The following is a 5,462-nucleotide window of genomic DNA, read 5'->3' on the forward strand; positions in this document are numbered from 1 at the left end:
CAGGACCGCCCGCGCCGCCCGTTCCGCCGCGGGGAGCCCAGTCGCCCCCCGCGCCGGGCGACAGTGGCGCGCCCGCGCCGGACCCGTTCCCGTACGCGCAGCAGATCCCCGAGACGCCCAAGCCGCCGAAGCCCACGGACCCGAAGCCCGCGGATCCCACGCCTACGGAGGCGTTCCCCTACGCGCAGCAGATTCCGGAGACGCCCAAGCCGTCGTCGCCGGAGCCTTTCCCGTACGCGCAGCAGATCCCGGACAAGCGGCCCGGTTCCGAGCCCTTCCCCTACGCGCAGGAGATCCCCGACCGGCGGCCGAACCCGCCCGAGCCGTTCCCGTACGCGCAGGAGATCCCGGCGGGCGGCCTGGCCCGGGGGCCCCAACCCCCGGTGGCGGACCGGACGATCACTGATCGCACCATCATGGATCAGCCGTCGAACCTCCCCTTCGGGCAGCCGGTGCCGGACGCCGGGCCCGGCGCCGACGTGGGCGTCCAGCCCGTCGCGCCCCCGCCCCTGATCGACGAGCCGTGGCGCGCCGACACCAAGAGCACGAAGCGCGCCAAGACGAGCCGGTCCAAGAAGCCGCTGGTCATCGGACTTGTCGGGGTTCTCGTGGTCGGCGCCGCGGCCGGGGGCGGATACTTCTTCCTCTCCGGGAACGGCGGCGGCAGCGGCACCGAGGACGTCCGCACCGGCGCCACGGTCTTCCCGGCGGGACAGGTCTCCGTCCAGGACGGGCGCGCCCGGCGGCTGACCGGCGTCGCGACCGTCGGCGCGACCGTCGTTGCGGTCGGCGGCGAGAACGACCGCGGCTGGTTCGTGGTGTCCGGCGACGGCGGAAAGACGTTCGCGCCCGCGAGCGTCCGGGACACCGACGGGGACGCGCCCGCCCCCGGCCAGGTGCCGACCATGGTGGCCGGGTCGGAGCACGGCTGGGTCGCCATCGGCTCCCGGCCCGGCGGCGGGACGGTCTGGACGAGCTCCGACGGCCGGCAGTGGCGCCGGCAGGCCGAGCCCGCGGGCACCGAGTTCGGACCGAAGTCGCACGTCAAGCGGCTGATCGCCGGGGGCGCGGGGTTCCTTGCGGTCGGCGAGGTCTCCCGCCGCGGCGACTTCCGCGACGCGGCCCCGGCGGTGTGGACGTCCGCGGACGGGGTGCGCTGGGAGGAGCACGCGGGCGGAAGCCTCGGCCTGCCGATCCGCAAGGGCCGGGTCTCGCTCTTCGACGCGGCGGCGTCCGGATCGACGCTGATGGTCGAGGGCATGCACACGGTCGACGCCAAGCACAGCGGGCGCAAGCTCTGGCGCTCCGTCAACGGCGGCAAGAGCTGGACGGAGTCGGCCGTCCCCGTCCCGAAGGGGACGCACGGGCTGGCCGTCGGCGGCGGGCCGAGGGGCTTCGTCGCCATCCGCGAGGTGACCGACGGCGGCAAGAGCTTCGCCCAGGCGTACCTCTCCAAGGACGGCTCGTCCTGGACCAAGGGGGGCGCCGTCCAGGCGGCCGGCTACCGGATGACGACGCAGCTCGCGGGCTCGGACCGGGGCTTCGCGGCGCTGGTCGTCCGCGGCCGTGACCTGCTGGTCTCGCGCAGCGCGGACGGGTCCACCTGGCGGGACGGCGGCACCCTGGACGCGCCGGAGGGCCGCACGGCCGAGGACTTCGCGCTGAGCGGCGACCAGCCGGTCGTGGTCGGGCAGGACCCGCGCGGCGGACCGGCTCCGGTCCTGGCCGCGTGGGACGGCTCCGGTGGCCGGCTCCCCGGCGCGGACCCGGAACGCGTTCCCGGTCTCGTCCGGCACGACCACGCGGTGGAGGCGGTGGCCGCGTCCGCAGGCAAGGCGGTCGCCGTCGGCGGCGCGGGCGGCGACGCCGCCGTCTGGACCAGCGGCGACGGGCGGACCTGGACCAGGGCCAAGGGCGTGCCGACGCGCTCCGGGCCGCAGCGGCTCCTGGACGTGGCGGCGGGCAGGGCGGGCTGGCTCGCCGTCGGCTCGGACCAGACCTCGCCGCGCCGTCCCCTCGTGCTGACCTCCGCGGACGGCGACACCTGGCAGGCGGTCGACTCCGCCGCCCCGTTCCAGCCCGCGCGCAACACCCCGCTCGCGACCTACGGGGCGGCGGCCGGGCCGAAGGGCTACGTCGTCGTCGGCGAGGACGGCCTCTCCGGCGCCATCTGGTTCTCCGCCGACATGAAGACCTGGCAGCGGGGGCGCAGCGTCGGCGACAACGGGCTGGCGGCCCGTCCCAACTCCAACCGCTGGCTGCGCGCCGCCGTGGGCTCCGCCGACGGGTTCACGGCGGTCGGCGGCGTCCGCGACCCCAAGATCGGGCAAGGCCCGGCGGCCCGTCCCGGGGTGTGGACCTCCCCGGACGGCGTGCAGTGGACGCTCCAGCAGCTCCCGGTCCCCTCCGGGCTCGCCGACGGCGCGCTGACCGGGATCGCCGCGCACGACTCGACGCTCGTGGCGCTCGGCACCGGAATCGGTTCGACCGGCCCGGCGCCCGTCGGGTACGTGTCCACCGACGGCGGCAAGAGCTGGAAGGAGAGCCGTCCGCCGCTGCCGGACGGGGCGCGCGACTTCCAGCTGACCGCCGTGACCGCCGCGCCGAAGGGCTTCGTCGCGACCGGGACGACCGGCCGCGCCGGAACCCGCGACGTCGTCGTCTGGACGTCCGCGACGGGCGCGGACTGGAAACTGGCGACCACGCCGTCCGCGCTGCGGGGGACGGGCGACCAGCAGGTGAACGGGCTCGCCGAGTTCGGCGACGGCGTCCTGGGAGTCGGCGCCGACTCCACCGACAAGGCCGAGGCGCCGCTCCTCTGGTCCCGCCCGGCCGGCTGACAACGCACCCGCCCCCGGGCGCTGAGCGCCAGGGGCGGGACGTCGCCGGTCAGTGGACGGGGTCGGGTGGGGGCGCGGGTTGCGGCGCGGGGGTGAGCGCCGGCTGGGTCTCCTGGGCGGCCTTCGCGCGGGCGCGGTTGCGGCGGGCGCCGTAGGGGGCGACGACGAGGCGGTAGACCGGGCGGCGGATCGCGGTCGGGACCAGGCGGTAGCCGCCGCGCACCACGAGGTTGCGCAGGTACAGCGGACGGGTGAGGTGTCCGGCGCGGAGCATCTCGCGTTGCAGCCGGAGCTCGGAGCGCAGCAGTTCACGGCCGCCGCGCCGCTCGTACGCGCCGTCCCCGACCCGGTAGTGGACGAGCGGCTCGGCCACGTTCACGACCCGCGCGCCGTTCGCGATCATGCGGACGAACAGCCAGTAGTCCTCCATCAGCGGCAGGTCGCCGTAGCCGCCCGCCGCGTACACCGCGCGCCGCCGGTAGACGACGGTCGGATGGTTGAACGGGTCGTGCAGGCGGGCGTAGCGCGTGATGTCGGACGGGCTGCTCGGCGGGGTGCGGAGCCCGACGATGTCGTCCAGCGAGCGGCCGAACTCCAGCAGGCCCGCGCCGACGAGGTCCGCGCCGTCCCGGACGATCGGGACCTGGACGGCGAAGCGGTGCGGCATCGCGACGTCGTCGGCGTCCATGCGGGCGACGATGTCGTGCCGGCAGGCGGAGAGGCCGAGGTCGAGGGCCGGGCCGAGGCCGCGGTTGACCTCGATGCCGACGAAGGTGACCTCGACCGGGCTGGACCGCACCAGCTCCTCCAGGCACCGGGCGAGCTCGGGCGAGACGGGACCGTCCTGGACGAGGACGACCTGGTCCGGTCGCAGCACCTGGTCGTGCACCGCGCTGTGGAAGGCGTCCCGGAGGTAGTCGGGGCGGTCGCCTCCGTACACGGTCATGAGCAGGCTGAAAGGCTCGTTGGGCATGTCTCTCGCGACGCGGGGGGAGGAATGGGGCGCGCGGACAAGATACCCCTAACGCGGCTTTCCGGTTCCTGTCGGGAGTGAACCTTGTGAGGCAGTTTTCAGAAACTCATCCCTGGGGTCCGCAGACGTCCTGATCGGCGCGGATCTCCCCGGCCACCTTCGGCAGGGGACGGTGCGCCGCCGGGCCGACGGACGCGCCGTCCGCGCCGATGACCAGGTAGACCATGCCGGGAGCGGCGGTCGGGACCAGGCGCGGCGGATGCCCGGGGAGCGCCGCCGCGAGGGTGGCCGCCTGACGCCGCGCGCCGGGGCCGAAAAGGATTTCGGTCTTCGGATGCGCGCCGCTTTTCTTCGTTCCGGTCCGGGCGATACGGAATCCGCGGCCGGTGAGCCGGTCCGCGACGCGTCCGGCGAGGCCCCGCTCGGTCGTCGCGTTCAGGACGGTGACCTGGACCTGGCCGGGCGGCACGGGCCTGACGGGCCGCCCCGGCCCCGGACCGCCGGGACCACCCGGACCACCGGGCTTGGCGGGGCCGCCGGGGCCGCCCGGTGCGGGGGCGGGCGGAGCGTTGTCGTCGCGGATGGCGCGGAAGAGGGCTCCGGCCTGCGCCGCGTTGAACTGGACGCGGTTCTTGTCCGCCGGATACGGCTCGACCGGCACGGTCACGAAGCGCACCTTCCCCGCGCTCATCCCACGCAGGCCGGTGGCCAGCCTCTCCATCGCCTGCATGGTGAACTGGTCGTCCACCTTGATGGACTTGGCCACCGCGGACAGGAACGCGTAGACCTTGCCGGGGTCCTTGAGCATCCCCTTGTCGGTCGCCTTCTTGACGACCGACGCCATGAACTGCTGCTGGCGGCGGATGCGGCCGAGGTCCGAGCCGTCCCCGAGGACGTACCGGGTGCGGACGTAGCCGAGCGCCTGGTCGCCGTGCACGATCTGCCGCCCGCGGCGCAGGTGCAGTTCGGCCTTCGGGTCGTCGATGCGGCGCGGGACGCAGATCTCGACGCCGCCGAGGGCGTCCACGACCCGCTTGAAGCCGGTGAAGTCCACCTTCACGAAGTGGTCGATGCGGATGCCGGTCAGCGACTCGACCGTCGTCCAGGTGCAGGCGGAGCCGCCCTGCGCGAACGCCGAGTTGATCATGTCCAGGCGGCCGGGGATGACGCTGCCGTTGCGGCGCCGGCAGTCCGGGACGCGCACCATCGAGTCGCGCGGGAAGCTGAGCCCGATCGCCTGCTCGCCGCCCGGCGACAGGTGCAGCAGGATCGTGGTGTCGGACCGCTCGCCGACCTCCGTCCCGTACCGGGCGTTCGCGCCCATCCGCGAGTCGGACCCGATGAGCAGGATGTTCATCGCGCTGTTCAGCTTGGGCGGACGGTGCGCGGGAAGCTGCGCGGTGACGTTCTCCCGGCCGATCTGTCCGTCGATCCGCCGCCACAGCGCGTACGCGGTGATGCTTCCGCCGACCAGCAGCACCGACATGACCACGGAGAGGACGCCCAGGACCCGCCACGTCCGCCCGGTCCGCGGCGGCGCCTCACGCTCGGCGGACGCGGCCCCGGGAGGCGCGCTCTCGAAGACCGAAGGCGTCGGCCCCCGACCGGGCGCGGGCGGGCGCGGCAGGTTCGGCGCGGGCGGGCGCGGC

The 5,462-nt window shown here is 75.0% G+C and carries 2 protein-coding genes and 1 pseudogene; 1 reads left to right on the forward strand and 2 read right to left on the reverse strand.

Annotated features, from left to right (window positions below):
* Positions 1–2,840, forward strand: a pseudogene (locus DZF91_RS40530) (hypothetical protein); the annotation flags it as partial.
* A gap of 49 nt (positions 2,841–2,889) precedes the next feature.
* Here the strand turns inward: DZF91_RS40530 and DZF91_RS28960 are convergent.
* Both DZF91_RS28960 and DZF91_RS28965 read right to left on the reverse strand, forming a co-directional pair.
* Positions 2,890–3,813 carry a glycosyltransferase gene (locus tag DZF91_RS28960; RefSeq protein ID WP_117360292.1) on the reverse strand — a complete coding sequence of 308 codons (924 nt, stop codon included), beginning with the start codon at positions 3,811–3,813 and terminating at the stop codon, positions 2,890–2,892.
* 106 nt (positions 3,814–3,919) lie between these two features.
* On the reverse strand, positions 3,920–5,462 hold a 1,543-nt coding region (locus DZF91_RS28965), incomplete at its 5' end, for an LCP family protein (protein WP_147341431.1).

It is taken from the genome of Actinomadura logoneensis, assembly GCF_003428695.1.
Classification (GTDB): Bacteria; Actinomycetota; Actinomycetes; order Streptosporangiales; family Streptosporangiaceae; genus Spirillospora; species Spirillospora logoneensis.

Excerpts from the sequence above, each read along its gene's own strand:
- DZF91_RS28960 (WP_117360292.1), bottom strand. The coding sequence starts at position 3,813 with ATGCCCAACGAGCCTTTCAGCCTGCTCATGACCGTGTACGGAGGCGAC.